Raw genomic sequence first — 14,250 nt, forward strand, 5'->3', positions numbered from 1 at the left:
TCCTTTTTATAGGTAGCAGGCAGCGGGGAAGAGGGGGCTCAGTGAGCACCGGCCCCTTGAGCCTTTGCTGCCGGCTGGTGATAAAATCCGCGGTTAACCGCATTTAAAAATGCTTTCACTGCCGCTTCCAGAACGTCCTGTGACGATCCTCTTCCGCTGTATTCCGTTCCGTTTACAGTGACTTTAACATTAGACTGAGCGAGTGCATCTCGTCCGCTTCCAACCGAGCTCAGCTGGAAATCAGTGATATGGACATCTTCTTCAATCATTTGATCGAGCGTGTTGAACAACGCCTCTACGGCACCCTGACCGTCTGCTTGATGTTCAATATCTGAACCATCAGGTTTTTCAAGCTTTACAGTTGCAGTTGGGATCCCGTCATCACTATAAGAGACTTGGAAGTGATTCAGCTCATATTTCTTCACATCGATCGTTTTCGTTTGAACGTCTGTGAGAATGGTAAACAGATCATCATCCGTCACTTCTTTCTTTGTGTCGGTAAGCTTTTTGAACTCGGTGAAGGCTTCGAGCACCTTCTCATCTGATAAGTCATAGCCAAGCTGCTTCAGTTTATCTTTGAATGCATGCTTGCCGGAATGTTTGCCCATTACGAGAGAATTGGATGTGACGCCGACCATTTCCGGTGTAATAATTTCGTACGTCTGAGCGTGCTTCAGAACACCGTCCTGATGGATCCCGGATTCATGGGCAAAGGCATTCTGCCCGACGACTGCTTTGTTACGAGGCACATGCATGCCGGTCAGCTTGCTGACGAGATCACTCGTGCGCTTAATTTCCTTAAGCGTCAGCCCGGTTTCAGCCGGGTAGAAATCCTGTCTGATTTTCAGCGCGACTGCAAGCTCTTCAAGAGCGGCATTTCCTGCTCGTTCTCCGATGCCGTTAATTGTACCTTCAACTTGACCGGCGCCGTTCTCGACTGCAGCGATGGAGTTTGCAAGTGCCATACCGAGATCGTCATGACAGTGCGCAGATAAAATTGCCTTATCGATATTAGGCACGTTCTCATGCATGTAGCGGAACATGTTGCCGTACTCAAGCGGCGTCGTGTACCCTACAGTATCCGGAAGGTTGATGACGGTCGCTCCGGCATCAATCACCTTTTCGATAATTTCAGCGAGGAAGGCTAAGTCCGAACGGGAAGCATCCTCTGCTGACCATTCGACTTTAGGAAACCGTTCTCTCGCATAGGAGACCATCTCAACTGCTTTCTCAATAACTTCTTCCGGAGTTTTTTTCAGCTTGTATGTCATGTGAATAGGGGAGGTGGCAATAAAGACATGCAGCCTTGGATCGGCCCCGTCTTTTAATGCTTCCCATGCTGTATCAATATCTGATTTAACAGCTCTTGCCAGCCCGGTAACGGAAACGTTGCGAATCGTATTGGCGATTTCACGGACACTCTCAAAGTCACCCTGTGAAGAAGCGGGAAAGCCGGCTTCCATCACATCGACCCCAAGGCGTTCAAGCTGCTTGGCAATCTCCAGCTTTTCCAGCCTGTTGAGGTTGACTCCGGGCGACTGTTCGCCGTCCCGGAGTGTTGTATCAAATATATTAACGCGTGCCATTCTGCACCACATCCTTCTTCTTTTGCCCCTGCTTTACAAAAGGCATGAGTTCGCGCAGCTTACGGCCTACCTCCTCGATCTCATGCTTGTTTTCGCGGGCATTGATAGCATTGAACTGCGGACGGTTAGCCTGGTTTTCGAGAATCCAGCCGTGAGCGAATGTGCCGTTCTGAATGTCGGAGAGAATGTCTTTCATCCGTGCTTTTGTATCTTCATCAACTACTCGTGGTCCGGAAACAAAATCGCCCCACTGAGCAGTGTCAGAGATCGAATAGCGCATGCCTTCCAATCCGCCTTCATAAAGCAGATCCACGATCAGCTTCATTTCATGAAGACATTCGAAATAGGCAACTTCCGGCTGATAGCCAGCTTCTGTGAGCGTCTCGAAACCGGCCTTGATCAAGCTTGTTACGCCTCCGCAGAGAACAGCCTGCTCACCGAAGAGATCGGTCTCAGTTTCTTCCTGGAAGGACGTTTCGAGAATGCCGGCACGTCCGCCGCCGACTCCTTTTGCGTAAGCAAGCGCAAGATTTTCTGCCTGACCGGTAGCATCCTGGTAGATGCCGAAGAGAGCAGGAACGCCGGCTCCTTCTTCAAACGTACGGCGGACGAGATGTCCAGGTCCTTTTGGTGCTACGAGAAACACATCTACGTCTGAAGGAGGAACGATCTGGCTGAAGTGAATGTTAAAGCCGTGAGCAAAAACGAGCGCATTTCCTGCTTCCAGATTTGGTTCAATGTGCTCTTTGTAAATCGTCGGCTGATGCTCATCCGGAAGGGCTACCATCACGACATCGGCTTCTTTTACAGCCTCTGCCACCGATTTCACTTCAACGCCGTCTTCTTCCGCTTTGTCCCATGACTTTCCTGGACGAAGCCCGACAACAACGTCAAATCCGCTTTCCTTCAGGTTAAGTGTATGAGCGTGCCCCTGAGAGCCATACCCGATTACAGCGATTTTCTTTTCTTTTAGAACAGCCTCATCAATATTGTGGTTGTAAAGTACTTTTGTCATGTTTCTTCATCCTCTCCATAAAGTTAAATTATTTTAAAAGTGAAAACTGCGTCAGCTCTGACGCCTGCGGCTGCTGGCCGCGGGAGAAAGCCGTCAGACCGGTACGGGCAATATCCTTAATGCCGTATGGTCTCAGCAGATCGATCAGTGCTTCGATCTTTTCCGGTTTGCCGGTAACCTGTACCGATAAGCTGTCTCTGCTGATGTCAATGACATCAGCCCGGAAAGGTTCGATAATGCTTTGCACTTCACTTCTGACAGACGCATTGCTCACGATTTTAATCATTGCCAGTTCTCTTGCCACGATCGCTTTTTCAGATAGGTCTGTTACTTTTAGTACATCAATTTGTTTATGAAGCTGTTTCGTCAGCTGTTCGAGCTTGCGATGATCTTCCACATCCACAACGAACGTCATTTTCGAGATGCCGTCCTGCTCCGTCCGGCCGACAGATATACTCTCGATATTAAACTGCCGTTTGTGCATGAGGCCGGTGACCCGGTTAAGAACGCCGCTGCGGTTTTGAACGACTAGCGTTACGATTCGTTTCATCTCGGTTTCACTCCTACCATGTCATTGATTCCTCTGCCTGGCGGCACCATAGGGAAGACGTTCTCCTGCTGGATAACCCTTGCGTCGATCAGCACCGGCTCATCGCTTTCCAGGAGCCCTTTAATGCTCGATTCAAATTCATCCCGGCTTTCAATTTTCACCCCGCGGATGCTGTAGGCTTCCGCCAGCTTCACAAAATCCGGCTGACAGGCAACGAGAGACTCAGAGTAGCGTTCTTCGTAAAACTCTTCCTGCCACTGCCGAACCATGCCGAGCGCCTGATTGTTTAAAATAACGATTTTGACCGGCAGATGACGTTCCTGGAGAACGCTCAGTTCCTGAAGCGTCATTTGAAATCCGCCGTCGCCGACGAGGGCGATAACCGTTTCGTCCGGTCTGGCGAGCTGACAGCCGATTGCAGCCGGGAATCCAAAGCCCATCGTACCCAGTCCTCCGGAAGTGACCCAGCGGTCCGGACGCTTAAATTGAAAGTACTGAGCTGCCCACATTTGATGCTGTCCTACGTCCGTCGTGACGATCGCATCGCCGTCGGTTGCTTCATAAATCTGTTTAACGGCCCATTGAGCAACCATTCCTTCAGGAGGATTATTGAACCAGAGAGGATTTTCACGCGTGCTTTCATGAAGCTCAGCCAGCCACGATTCATGAGCATCCGGTCCCTCTTTCATTTGACGCTTCCATTCTTTCAGTGCAGCACCTGCGTCCGACACGATCGGAATATGCGTGTGTACATTTTTACCAATTTCAGCAGGGTCAATGTCGATATGAGCGACGACGGCATTTTTGGCGAAGTGCTCCAAGTTTCCGGTCAGCCGGTCATCGAAGCGGGCACCGACATTAATGAGAAGGTCACATTCTGTAATCGCCATGTTAGACGTATACGTGCCGTGCATGCCTGCCATTCCGAGAAACAGCTCGTGATTACCAGGGAATGCTCCAAGGCCGAGCAGGGTGGAGGTTACCGGGATCTGAAAGGATTCTGCTATATCCAGGAGTACTTCGGATCCTCCGCCATGCAGAACGCCGGCTCCAGTCAGGATTAAAGGCTTTTTCGCTTTCTGTACAGCATCGCACAGTTTTTTTATCTGCAGCGGATTCGGATGAATCGTCGGCTGATACCCGGGCAGATGAAAAGGGGATTCATCTGTATCAAAACAAGGGTTTGCCGAAATGTCTTTCGGAATATCGACGACGACAGGACCAGGTCTGCCGGTAGAAGCGATATGAAATGCTTCTTTAATGATTCGCGGGATCTCATATGCCGACTGCACTTGATAGTTGTGCTTTGTTATCGGCGTTGTTATTCCCATGATGTCCGCTTCCTGAAATGCGTCCGTTCCGGTTACCGTCGTTGCGACTTGCCCAGTCAGTACGACAAGCGGCAGAGAATCCATCATCGCATCGGCGATGCCTGTTACCAGGTTGGTTGCGCCAGGACCTGATGTGGCAAGAACGACACCCGGGCGTCGTGTTACGCGAGCATAGCCTTCTGCAGCATGGATGGCTCCTTGTTCGTGCCGGGTAAGAATATGCTCGAACTCGGCTTCCGAGCGGTACAGCGCATCGTAGATCGGGAGAACAGCGCCGCCTGGATAGCCGAAAATCGTATCTACATCCTGATTCACCAGTGATTCTATTAGAACGTCGGCCCCGGTTTTAACTGCCGGTCGTGCATCTGCTTTCGTTTCGACTTTCATGTTTATAACCTCCCAGTCAGAATAAATAAAAAAAGCTTTTCTCCACACGCGCGCCGCTTCATAAATGAAGCGTGCTGCGGGGAGAAAAGCTTTGCTTTCACGGTACCACCCGGATTCCCGGCATCTTCGCAGATACCGGCTTACGGAGCAGATTCCTGCTCCAATTTGATAACGGGTGCGGGGCACCCGGCCCGGCCTATAAGCGTTTTACGCGTTCAGCAGGGCACTCCAGGATGATGTCGTCTAAAGGAGCTGTTCCGGGCTTCCACCATCCCCGGATCTCTGTAACAGCTGTATCTTCAGCCTTTTTTCCTATCGGCGAGTTACGTGTATAGGTTTGTCAGGATACTGCGTCGGCCTTATCGGCATAGCATTTTACGCCGTCTGTTTGGGTGACTCTGCGAAACTCGGACAGCAGGTGGCCGGTAATATGACCAGGTCGTCCGTCGGCGATTTTGCGTCCATCCACATCGATAACGGCGATGACCTCAACAGCTGTACCAGTAAGAAAAACTTCATCGGCTGTGTACACATCATGCCGCGTAAACGGCTTTTCTGCGATACTGTAGCCGAGTTCCTCAGCAAGCTCGATAATTGCGTTGCGGGTAATGCCTTCGAGAGCTCCGAGATAAACAGGCGGTGTTACAATAGATCCGTTTTTAACGATGAAAATGTTATCGGCAGAGCCCTCTGTTACGTAGCCTTCGTCGTTAAGCATCAGAGCTTCATCGACGCCAGCCTGGTTCGCTTCAAGCTTCACAAGAATGTTGTTCAAGTAGTTCAATGATTTAACCTGAGGACTTAAAACATCGGGACGGTTGCGGCGGGTAGCCACAGAACCCATCCGAAGCCCCCCCTTGTAAAGTTCTTCCGGAAAAAGAGCGAGTGCCTCAGCGATAACGATCACATTGGGCCGGCTGCAGCTGGCAGGATCGAGTCCAAGGTTTCCCGGACCGCGTGAGACAACAACACGGATATAAGCAGAATCAAGCTTATTTCGGCGGATTGTATCGACAATAATGGAGGACATTTCCTCCTTCGTGTATGGGATTGTCATCATGATGGACTGGGCCGAATCGTAAAGCCGGTCCAGATGCTCATCAAGCTTAAAGATGTTGCCGCTGTATGCACGAATTCCTTCGAAGACACCGTCTCCATAGAGAAATCCATGGTCAAACACCGAAACAACTGCCTCTTCTTTTTTCACGAGGCGGTCATTAAGATAAATCCACTGACTGCTCATACCGTCCACTCCTTTCTGAATAGATTGAATATTTACGAAAGTTGATGATGAGCCTTATCTTACGCCCCTTAACAGGCGTCGTCAACAGCTATTTGTCAATAATTCTAACATTTCTAAACAATGCGACTACTAGTAATCGCTTACATGCTTGCTGTGTAGCGGTAAAGTACCTCTAAACACTTGTTTTGTAAATATTTTTGAAGCGCTTACAAAAGCGTAGTAAGCGCGGTTACAGCATTTTCCTCCTCTATCCGGTACGATAGCAGGGAGGTGATCGCATGAAGCAGATGGTATCAAAATCGTTTCTGCTTAAAATGACAGCAGTCGCTGTGGCTGCTGGCGTACTTATTTATCTAAATAGGGAGTTCATACAGATTTCCCCTGAAGAAATTGAGCGATGGGTCAGTGAAGCTGGAGTGTGGGCACCGCTTGTGTTTGTGATTTTATATACAGTACGGCCGCTGATATTGTTTCCTGCCTCCATATTATCTCTTGCGGGAGGACTCAAATTTGGAGCGCTGTACGGTACGGCTCTTATTGTAGCGGGAGCCACAGCAGGTGCCGTGCTGTCATTCGTTGTAGCAAGAAGATTAGGAAAAAATATTGCGGGAAAAGAATGGAAAGGAAGAGGTGCAGAACTCCAGCGCCAGCTCGAACGAAACGGCTTTATTTATGTATTAATGATCCGGCTGATTCCTATTTTTAATTTTGATATGATCAGCTATTTATGCGGAATATCAAAAGTAAAGCTGAGAGCGTTCTTCTTTGGCACATGGATTGGCATTATTCCTGGTGCGTTTGCTTATGCATTTTTAGGGGCAAGCGTCATGGAAGGGAACATTCAGCTGATTGCCGGGGCTGTCGCCGTTTTTATTGCAGTCAGTGCAATTCCACTTTTCTTCCGTAATAAATTTGCTGGGAAAACAACCAAGGAGGCGGATGATTCATGAAATATGATGTTATCGTGATCGGGGGCGGCTCCGGGGGATTAACGGTAGCTTCCGGCGCAGCGCGCTTCGGAGCTAAAACGGCGCTTGTAGAAAAAGAACCACAGCTTGGAGGCGACTGTCTTCACTACGGCTGTGTGCCATCGAAAGCTCTGATTGCAGCTTCGAGAGAGGTGCATGATGCAAGACAGGCTGCCGAGAGGTTTGGCATCTCTGTTTCGGGAAAGCCTGACTGGAAAAAGGTAACTGCTTCTATTCAACAAGCTGTTGATAGTATTCAGGAGCACGACAGCCACGAACGCTTTCAACGGGAAGGGATCGATATTTTTACCGGGGAAGCTTCATTTGCCGGAAGAAACCGAATCGTTTTAAATGACGGAACATCCCTCGAGGCAGAGAAAATAGTGATTGCTACCGGCTCGTCTCCAGCTGTTCCGCCGATAGAAGGAATTGAGCAAATCCGCGTCCTCACAAATGAATCGGTTTTTTATACGAGTCAGTTTCCAGAGAAGGTGGTGATGGTAGGCGGCGGGCCGATCGGGCTGGAAATGGCGCAGGCGCTTTCCAGGCTCGGATCTGAAGTGACAGTGCTTGAAAACTCAGATCATCTGCTTATAAAGGAAGACCGTGAAATCGCGGATCGCGCAGCTGCCCAATTTCGTAAAGAACTGCGTATTTTGACAGGCACTAAAGCATCAAGAGTCTACCGGGATGGAGCTAAAACATTTGTAGAGACGGAGGGACGGCACAGTGAAAGCATTGAAGCTGATGCCCTGTTTGTTGCAGCTGGAAGGAAACCAAACAGCGAAAGCCTGATGGTACAAAAAGCAGGTCTTTCACTCACGGAAGGCGGATCAGTAAAGGTAAACGACAAGCTACAAACAGAAGCTGCCAACATTTATGCCGTCGGTGACGTTAATGGACGTTTCCCATTTACCCACGGTGCAGGCGAGGAAGGAAAAATCGTAATTGCAAACGCGCTGTTCGGTTTAGGCAGAAAAATCAAGTATGATAACATGCCGTGGTGTTTCTATACCGATCCGGAAATTTTTCATTTAGGATTAACAGAGGCGGAAGCGGCAGAACAAACTGGCGGAGACTATGAGGTTTACAGGGGGAGTAGCGCTGACAGAATGATCGCTGAAGGAGACAGTGATTCGTTCGTCAAAATGATCACGAAGCGCGACGGAACAATTCTCGGTGCTCACGCATTAGGACGCAATGCTTCTGACTGGATGCAGACAGTGGTATTGATGAAATCGAAGGGGCATCCATTGAAAGACCTCTCTTCCATTACCCATCCTTATCCGGCTAGAACAGAGATCGTAAAGCAAACGTCCGATGCCTGGTGGACGAAGAAGCTGTTTCAAAGTCCTCTGACAGGATTGTCGAAGAAAGCACTGCAGGCAAAACGATCATTCAAAACGAAACGTTCTTAAGGTGGCTCACGTTTTCAAAGAAGCGGCTCTCCAACAGGAGGGCCGCTTTATTTATGGACAACGTTATTCTGTATATTATTCATTTCATTGAATTCAGTTAGGCGCGAGCGGCAGAAGCACCGGCGGTCAGCGGGTGAATCCAATAAAGGAATGCATGCGCCCGGTTTTACCATTATCTCTTCTGTGTGAAAAGAAAAGCTCTTCTGAGCAGGAGGTGCAGTAAGATGAAACGTGAATGTTTTCAGGAGGAATGCCTTCCTGAATCAGCAAAAGCCGATTGGCTTCTTTTAAATGCAGCTGATACGTGCCGTCTTCATTTTTTGTATACGGCTCAAAATCAGCCAGTACTTTGTGAAGCTCGTCAATGACCCGTTGGTCGACCTGATAGCAGCAGGAGCCGATGGAAGGTCCGACAGCAGCATAAATTTCTCCAGCCGGAACGTTTTCAAACTCTGTCCAGAGACGCACCATTTTTCCTCCTATGTTGCGCACCGTTCCCTTCCAGCCAGCATGCGCCGTGCCTGCAAGCTTATTGCCTTCGTGAATAAAATAAAGCGGAACACAGTCCGCGAACCCAAGTGAAAGCATGACGCCGGTTTCATCTGTATAAAAGCCGTCGGTTCGCTTAATTGTGTCGTTATAATCAAGAGAACCGCTTCCGGCTAATGCCCGGGGCACTTTCACAATTTGGTCTTCGTGGGTTTGATCAGCAAAGACCCACTGTTCGAGCGACGTGTGAGCTTCTGAAGCAGTTTGATGCCGATTGGCAACCACTTGTTGTTTGTCGTCATGTGTATGCAGTCCAAGATTGTTAGACGTGTAGTTTCCAGTGCTTACACCGCCCTGACGGGTGGTGAAGCCTGCTGTGAGATTGGGAATGTGCTGCATCCAACGGTCAAGCAGCAGTTGGTTCCCGTGTTGTACAAACGGTTCTGTCATTCGCTGCGGTCTCCTTTTGAAGCGGTTTTTGAGTCGTGCTCTTCCTTCGTTTCGTACATATCATATACAGGAAGACTCTCTGCCTGTTTTTCTTTTTTACGATTTGCTTTCTTAAAACGGTAGACGCTGAAAGAAGCAGCAATAAATACGAGCGTCATCACGAGATAGGCATATCCCATACCCGGGTCATCAGGACTGGGCACTGTAAAAATATCCATGCTGTTCATCCTTTCTAAAGTAGCCTGCACAGTAAAGTATAGCAGATTTAGCTTATGTCTTCGCTATTCCGGTATCAGGTTTAACCGGTGGCGGGGAAAGCAGGCACGCGGCTGTACCAATGGCAGGAAAAAGCAGCATAATCAGCAGTATTTCAGTATAGCCACCAAACAGATCGAAGGCAATACCGAACGGGAGCGGTCCGAATGCCGAGCCTGCAACTGTAACCGTGGTGGCAATACTCTTAATACTGCCTAGATGTGTTTTACCGAAATATTCTGGATAGACCATGGAAATACAAATTCGCTCCAGGCCGCCGACAAATCCCCAGATCAGGCCAAAGACAACAGCCATGTAAAAAGAACTGGTCATCAGCAGTACAGCGATGAAAATAAATTGGCCGATGAAAACAAATGCGAACACATAGCGCATGCTGACGCGCTCTAATATTAATCCTGCAGCAAGCGTTACAGGAAATCCGACAGCAGCCATCAGACTGAGTATGAAGGCTGCTGTTCCAATTCCGAGATCTGCTTCACCGGCAATGGATACAAGATGAAATGTTAGCCCGGTATTGAGCATTGATGGAATCCCGGTACACAGGAGAAGGAGCCAAAATTGTCTCGTGCGGGCAGCCTCCTTCAATGTCCAGGAAACTTCTTTAGCCTGGCTGCCGCTCCCGATTTCGTCAGGATCAGCACCATCAGGCTTTAAACCTAGCTGAGCCGGCTTGTCCTTCATCAGAAAGAAGGCAGCTGGTACGAAAATAACCAGAATGGAAACGCCCAGCACCTGCCAGGCTGTCTGCCAGCCGAATGATGTAATGAGCCACGCATTCAGCGGAGGGAACACAACAGAGCCTGCAAAGCCGCCAATCATCATTAAACTAAAGGCTCTGCCTCGTTTGGCAGCAAACCACTGGGGTATAAGAGTATTGGGAACAAGTGTCATCGAACCTTGACCGAGCAGTCGGATCAAAAAGAAACCGACAAAGAGCATCCATGGTGATACAACAAAGCTGTTCCAGATGCAGGCGGCTGCCAGCAGAATGCTGACCGTTAAAGAGACAGCACGATGGCCGTAGCGGTCGATAGACGTACCGGCTATAAAAAGCAGAAATCCTGCTGCAAGCGTCGCTCCGGAGTAGATGCCTGACACGAGCGATCGTTCTCATGAAAAATCAGCAATATAGGAATCGATGAACACGGAATTAGAGTACGTCTGACCCGGACCGGAAAAAAACAGACTCAGGCCCCCGACCAGAACGATATACCAGCCGTAAAAAAAGTAGGTTTGGACTGCATCAAAAAACTCCCCTGATGTATTTCGGTACACTGAATAGTTTATCAGATGATAATGATTCTGTTGGTAATTTTACATAAACAGCGGTACGATGAAGGAAGAATGAGGAGGTGATCCGACCATGGAGCCGCTCGCAAGCCACCCGTACTACAAAGTGGAACGGGAAGTAACCTCTATTGATCAGCAGAATGTTGAGTATGAGCGGGTTATGCATTTGTACGAAGATAAGCTGGTTACACACCGCAGGGAATTCCCGGCTGAAATTATTTTTGATATGTCGTTCAGAGAGCTTGGAGAATCGGAAGCACTGCTGTACGTTCATACTAGCAGAGGCGTATTTTCCTACCAGGTAAAACAGGATCCAACCAACTTTATTGAAGCATTTAAACAGCTGGAAAAACGAATTTTGGAAAAAGAAGCAAAAAAATACGACCATTTAAAGTAGGGGATGATGGCATGCATTTTCGAAAGCTTGGGAAAACTGGAATGGAAGTCAGCGAGATCGGTTTTGGCACGTGGGCGGCTGGCGGATCATGGGGAACTACAGATGACACAGACGCCCTCAGAGGGTTGGAAGTAGCTGCAGACGAAGGCGTTAATTTCTTTGATACAGCGGATGTCTATGGAGATGGTCATGCAGAAGAACTGTTGAAAAGAGCCTTCTCAGACCGTTCTGATATCTATATAGCCAGTAAATTTTGTCGCGCTGGTGACATCCACGATCCGGCTTCTTATACAGAGGAGAGCGTCCGAGGCTGGCTGGAAGGGACGCTAAGACGACTGGGTAGAGATACATTGGACCTCTATCAGATTCACTGTCCGCCTCCGGAAATCATAAAAGAAGGCAGTGTCTTCGGTGTTCTTGACAAGCTGAAACAAGAGGGCTTGATAAAAAGTTACGGAGTCAGTGTGGAAACAGTGGAAGAAGGAGTTGCCAGCATGCAGCACGACGGGGTAGATGTGCTGCAGGTAATATTTAATATATTTCGCCAGAAGCCCGTGCAGCGTTTGTTCCCAGAGGCACAGCAGAAACAAGTTGGAATTTTAGCGCGAGTGCCGCTTGCAAGCGGTCTGCTTACAGGTAAGTTCAGTCAAGGGCATCAGTTTGAAGCAGACGACCATCGCTCCTTCAACGCAGACGGTCAAGCTTTTAATGTCGGTGAAACGTTCGCTGGCATCCCGTTTGAAACCGGCGTGGAGCTGAGCAGGCGGCTGGAGTGGATTGCAGAAGGACGACACAGCATGAGCAGAGCAGCCTTGCGATGGGTGCTGGAGCATGAGGCAGTGTCTTCTGTTATTCCAGGCTTTAAGAATGAACAGCAGGCGATGGAGAATATCATGGCAGCCAGTGTAAAAGGCTTTACAGAAGAGGAAATGCAGCGGCTGCAGGCGTTTTATGAACAGGAAGTACATGATCTTATCCGCGGCGTTTATTAAATTAAACGAACAGAACGATCGAATTAAAAGGGAGGAGGCCCCATTAAAGGCGCCTCCTCTATTTATTTGAAAAGATTAGGAAGGTCGCTCCTCGGCAGTGAAAAAGAGCGTTTATTGGAGCATGTTACCTTTCTAAAGCTTCCAGCTGCTGCTCGATAAAATTAGCCAGTTCCTTTACCATCTCATCAGAAAAATCAAATGCAATCCCGGCTTCTTCATATACCTCGGGGAGCGGCTTTGAGCTACCGAGCTGAAGTGCTCTGTTGAAAGCCTCCAGCGCCTGAACAGGATCTCGTTGATAGTTTCGGTACAATTGAAGAGCACCCAGCTGTGCGATTACATATTCAATGAAATAAAAAGGCACTTCATAAATGTGAAGAATTCTCATCCACGATAGTTCCTGCGCGTGCTCAATTCCAGTCCAGTCGGCCGTTGAAGCGTCAAAGCTGATCTGCATACGCTTGAATGCTTCCAGACGTTCTTGTTCTGTGTGTTGCGGATTCTCATACATCCAATGCTGAAACTGGTCGACCACGGCCCCGACTGGAAGGAAATTGATAATATCACGAAAGTGGTCGCGCTGCGCACGAATCAGGTCTTTAGGCTCTCCATAAAATTCAGACCAGTGATTCATCGTCAGCAGTTCCATGGACATGCTGGCGAGCTCAGCTGATTCCATTGGGGCAGATCGATATTCATGTATACGAAAGCCGGAAGAGCGGTTATTGTGCAGACAGTGGCCCATTTCATGAAGGATCGTGATCATATCGTCGTGAACAGACGCAGCGTTCATAAAAATAAACGAATCGCGGCTGACAGGAAGATAAGAGCAAAAGCCGCCTGGAGCTTTACCTTGGCGCGCATCTAAATCAAGCCGGTTATGCTCGTCCATCGATTCAAGCAGACTTCCATAAGATGAGTGGACACGATTTAAAACCGTTTTAGATTTTTCTGTTAATTCCAGTACGGTTGTAAAAGGTTTCAATTGCTCATGATTCGTGGGAGTACCTCGCAGATCCCAAGGACGATAGGTAGAAAGGCCGAGCTCTGACATATGCAGGCGCGCATATTTTTCTTTAAGCGGAACGATATGACGCTTAATCGAATCGGCGAGCTGTCTGCATTGTTCCGGAGTGTAGTCGAAGCGCTCGTATTTTTGAAACATGTAATCGCGATAATTTGCAAGCCCTGCGTTATCTGCCTTTTTCTGTCGAAGCTGGATAAGGCTGCTCATAATGGATTGCAGCTCTTTTTGCTCAGCTTCAAAGCAGGAGCTGATGAGACGAAATGCTTTTTCGCGAACATCCCTGTCACTTGATTCGAGTTTCGGAGAGAGCTCACTAAGCGATAGCGGTTTTCCTTCCCATTCTACATTCATCGATCCCGTAATTTCAAAATACCTCGTAGCAAGTGCATCTTCCTCGATCTCAAGCCGTGTGTTTGCTTCTGTATACAGCTGATCTTGGTTGTGAAGGCGTTTTACTAAATACGTGAGGGACGAGGAGGGGCGTTGAGCTGCAGCAGACCGAAGGAATTTTTTGTCAGCCTCCGACTGAAATGCTTTTCGAAGCGGTTCAATGTGCTGCTGGTCAAATTCCACCTGTTCTTTTTTCTGCTCGTCATCACTGAAGCATTGAAATTCAATATAGTGCCCGGTAATGATTTCTTCAATTTCATCTAAAAGAGCCGATCTGCGCGCGAGCCAATCATTCCACTCGTCCTCAGTAGCAGGGTGCTCATTCAAAAGAGCATCAAAGGATTGTTTTAAATTGTCGGTATCGCGAATGTCAAATCGGTTTATGTAAAAATCGGTCATTTATATCCCTCCTGTTTACCATTCAGTATATAGGAGGGAATC

The 14,250-nt window shown here is 48.5% G+C and carries 13 protein-coding genes; 4 read left to right on the plus strand and 9 right to left on the minus strand.

Going from position 1 to position 14,250, the window contains the following annotated elements:
- Positions 1-38: 38 nt before the first annotated feature.
- From ACSZLD_RS09405 to ilvE, 5 genes are all read right to left on the minus strand, one after another.
- Positions 39-1,586, minus strand: coding sequence for a 2-isopropylmalate synthase (locus tag ACSZLD_RS09405; RefSeq protein WP_377910907.1), 1,548 nt, complete (start codon positions 1,584-1,586; stop codon positions 39-41).
- Positions 1,573-2,601, minus strand: coding sequence for a ketol-acid reductoisomerase (gene ilvC, locus ACSZLD_RS09410; protein WP_377910906.1), 1,029 nt, complete (start codon positions 2,599-2,601; stop codon positions 1,573-1,575). Before ilvC ends, ACSZLD_RS09405 begins: the two co-directional genes overlap by 14 nt.
- 28 nt (positions 2,602-2,629) lie before the next feature.
- Positions 2,630-3,151, minus strand: coding sequence for an acetolactate synthase small subunit (ilvN, locus tag ACSZLD_RS09415; RefSeq protein WP_168004935.1), 522 nt, complete (start codon positions 3,149-3,151; stop codon positions 2,630-2,632).
- Positions 3,148-4,869 carry a biosynthetic-type acetolactate synthase large subunit gene (gene ilvB / locus ACSZLD_RS09420; RefSeq protein WP_444685031.1) on the minus strand — a complete coding sequence of 574 codons (1,722 nt, stop codon included), beginning with the start codon at positions 4,867-4,869 and terminating at the stop codon, positions 3,148-3,150. The genes ilvN and ilvB overlap by 4 nt, the downstream gene beginning before the upstream one ends.
- 340 nt (positions 4,870-5,209) lie before the next feature.
- Positions 5,210-6,112, minus strand: coding sequence for a branched-chain-amino-acid transaminase (ilvE, locus tag ACSZLD_RS09425; protein WP_444685032.1), 903 nt, complete (start codon positions 6,110-6,112; stop codon positions 5,210-5,212).
- A gap of 278 nt (positions 6,113-6,390) precedes the next feature.
- Between ilvE and ACSZLD_RS09430 the strand changes: the two genes are divergently transcribed.
- Both ACSZLD_RS09430 and ACSZLD_RS09435 read left to right on the plus strand, forming a co-directional pair.
- Positions 6,391-7,062 carry a TVP38/TMEM64 family protein gene (locus tag ACSZLD_RS09430; RefSeq protein WP_444685033.1) on the plus strand — a complete coding sequence of 224 codons (672 nt, stop codon included), beginning with the start codon at positions 6,391-6,393 and terminating at the stop codon, positions 7,060-7,062.
- Positions 7,059-8,498: a dihydrolipoyl dehydrogenase family protein gene (locus ACSZLD_RS09435; protein ID WP_444685034.1), complete on the plus strand. Its 1,440-nt coding sequence runs from the start codon at positions 7,059-7,061 to the stop codon at positions 8,496-8,498. Before ACSZLD_RS09430 ends, ACSZLD_RS09435 begins: the two co-directional genes overlap by 4 nt.
- 126 nt (positions 8,499-8,624) lie before the next feature.
- Here the strand turns inward: ACSZLD_RS09435 and pgeF are convergent, their stop codons facing one another.
- Genes pgeF through ACSZLD_RS09450 form a run of 3 tightly spaced genes read right to left on the minus strand, consistent with a single transcriptional unit; the run spans position 8,625 to position 10,811 of the window.
- Positions 8,625-9,437, minus strand: coding sequence for a peptidoglycan editing factor PgeF (gene pgeF, locus ACSZLD_RS09440; RefSeq protein WP_444685035.1), 813 nt, complete (start codon positions 9,435-9,437; stop codon positions 8,625-8,627).
- Complete coding sequence (locus ACSZLD_RS09445) at positions 9,434-9,655, minus strand: hypothetical protein (RefSeq protein WP_377910900.1); 222 nt, start codon at positions 9,653-9,655, stop codon at positions 9,434-9,436. The genes pgeF and ACSZLD_RS09445 overlap by 4 nt, the downstream gene beginning before the upstream one ends.
- A gap of 52 nt (positions 9,656-9,707) precedes the next feature.
- Positions 9,708-10,811 (minus strand): MFS transporter, encoded by a 1,104-nt coding sequence (locus tag ACSZLD_RS09450; RefSeq protein ID WP_444685036.1) that lies wholly within the window; start codon positions 10,809-10,811, stop codon positions 9,708-9,710.
- Between the two features lie 265 nt (positions 10,812-11,076).
- On the opposite strand from ACSZLD_RS09450, the gene ACSZLD_RS09455 reads away from it, so the two are divergent.
- Together ACSZLD_RS09455 and ACSZLD_RS09460 are read left to right on the plus strand one after the other, a co-directional pair.
- A complete protein-coding gene (locus ACSZLD_RS09455; RefSeq protein ID WP_444685037.1) occupies positions 11,077-11,400 on the plus strand; it encodes a hypothetical protein in 324 nt (107 codons plus the stop codon).
- An 11-nt stretch (positions 11,401-11,411) separates the two neighbouring features.
- Positions 11,412-12,392: an aldo/keto reductase gene (locus ACSZLD_RS09460; RefSeq protein ID WP_444685038.1), complete on the plus strand. Its 981-nt coding sequence runs from the start codon at positions 11,412-11,414 to the stop codon at positions 12,390-12,392.
- Positions 12,393-12,516: 124 nt separating this feature from the next.
- Here the strand turns inward: ACSZLD_RS09460 and ACSZLD_RS09465 are convergent, their stop codons facing one another.
- Positions 12,517-14,208 carry a M3 family oligoendopeptidase gene (locus ACSZLD_RS09465; protein ID WP_444685039.1) on the minus strand — a complete coding sequence of 564 codons (1,692 nt, stop codon included), beginning with the start codon at positions 14,206-14,208 and terminating at the stop codon, positions 12,517-12,519.
- Positions 14,209-14,250: the final 42 nt, after the last annotated feature.

The sequence above is a fragment of the Alkalicoccus luteus genome (assembly GCF_052061695.1).
In the GTDB taxonomy this organism is placed as follows: domain Bacteria; phylum Bacillota; class Bacilli; order Bacillales; family Salisediminibacteriaceae; genus Alkalicoccus; species Alkalicoccus luteus.

Excerpts from the sequence above, each read along its gene's own strand:
- ACSZLD_RS09405 (WP_377910907.1), bottom strand. The coding sequence starts at position 1,586 with ATGGCACGCGTTAATATATTTGATACAACACTCCGGGACGGCGAACAG.
- ilvC (WP_377910906.1), bottom strand. The coding sequence starts at position 2,601 with ATGACAAAAGTACTTTACAACCACAATATTGATGAGGCTGTTCTAAAA.
- ilvN (WP_168004935.1), bottom strand. The coding sequence starts at position 3,151 with ATGAAACGAATCGTAACGCTAGTCGTTCAAAACCGCAGCGGCGTTCTT.
- ilvB (WP_444685031.1), bottom strand. The coding sequence starts at position 4,869 with ATGAAAGTCGAAACGAAAGCAGATGCACGACCGGCAGTTAAAACCGGG.
- ilvE (WP_444685032.1), bottom strand. The coding sequence starts at position 6,112 with ATGAGCAGTCAGTGGATTTATCTTAATGACCGCCTCGTGAAAAAAGAA.
- ACSZLD_RS09430 (WP_444685033.1), top strand. The coding sequence starts at position 6,391 with ATGAAGCAGATGGTATCAAAATCGTTTCTGCTTAAAATGACAGCAGTC.
- ACSZLD_RS09435 (WP_444685034.1), top strand. The coding sequence starts at position 7,059 with ATGAAATATGATGTTATCGTGATCGGGGGCGGCTCCGGGGGATTAACG.
- pgeF (WP_444685035.1), bottom strand. The coding sequence starts at position 9,437 with ATGACAGAACCGTTTGTACAACACGGGAACCAACTGCTGCTTGACCGT.
- ACSZLD_RS09445 (WP_377910900.1), bottom strand. The coding sequence starts at position 9,655 with ATGGATATTTTTACAGTGCCCAGTCCTGATGACCCGGGTATGGGATAT.
- ACSZLD_RS09455 (WP_444685037.1), top strand. The coding sequence starts at position 11,077 with ATGGAGCCGCTCGCAAGCCACCCGTACTACAAAGTGGAACGGGAAGTA.
- ACSZLD_RS09460 (WP_444685038.1), top strand. The coding sequence starts at position 11,412 with ATGCATTTTCGAAAGCTTGGGAAAACTGGAATGGAAGTCAGCGAGATC.
- ACSZLD_RS09465 (WP_444685039.1), bottom strand. The coding sequence starts at position 14,208 with ATGACCGATTTTTACATAAACCGATTTGACATTCGCGATACCGACAAT.